This is a genomic window from Methylobacterium sp. WL18 (assembly GCF_008040015.1).
In the GTDB taxonomy this organism is placed as follows: domain Bacteria; phylum Pseudomonadota; class Alphaproteobacteria; order Rhizobiales; family Beijerinckiaceae; genus Methylobacterium; species Methylobacterium mesophilicum.
Genome location: NZ_VRVD01001182.1, coordinates 1 through 691, shown reverse-complemented (window position 1 = coordinate 691; position 691 = coordinate 1). Strand labels below are relative to the sequence as shown.

At 75.5% G+C, this 691-nt stretch carries 1 pseudogene; it reads left to right on the top strand.

The window, feature by feature from the left end:
- A pseudogene (locus FV228_RS31680) lies at positions 1 to 691 on the top strand (autotransporter outer membrane beta-barrel domain-containing protein); the annotation flags it as partial.

The following is a 691-nucleotide window of genomic DNA, read 5'->3' as shown; positions in this document are numbered from 1 at the left end:
GTACGGGCGGCGCCGGCGGCACCGCCGAGATCGTCAACGCGGGCGGCCGGATCACGACCGAGGGCGAATCCGCCTTCGGGGCGCTCGCGCAGAGCATCGGCGGCAGCGGCGGCACCGGAGGGCGTGCGGTCACCGCGGGCGCTTTCTTCTCCGTCGGCCTGGGTGGCGGCGGCGGTGGTGGCGGCGATGGCGGTCTGGCCCGCTTCACCGGCCGGGCCGGCGCGATCGAGACGAGCGGAGCGGGATCGACGGCCGTGCTGGTGCAGAGCGTCGGCGGCGGCGGCGGTGTGGGCGGCGACGTCAGAAGCACCGCGGTCGGGGTCGTGCTCTCGGCCTCCTGGGCGATCGGCGGGTCCGGCGGCAAGGGCGGCAACGGCGGCGAGGCCCGGATCGACAGCAGTACGACGGTGACGACCGCGGGTTTCGGGGCGAACGGCCTGTCCGTCCTCAGCATCGGCGGCGGCGGTGGAATCGGCGGCCTCGCCAGAGCGACGGCCATCACGGCGCCCCTGGTCACGCCGAGCGGCAAGGCGCTGCCGAGCTTCGCCTTCTCCACCGCGATCGGCGGATCGGGCGGCGACGGCGGCAACGGCGGCCCTACAGGCATGATCAATTCCGGGCGGGTCACCACCTACGGCGATTCCGCCATCGGCCTGCTCGCCCTCAGCGTGGGCGGCGGCGGTGTGGGCGG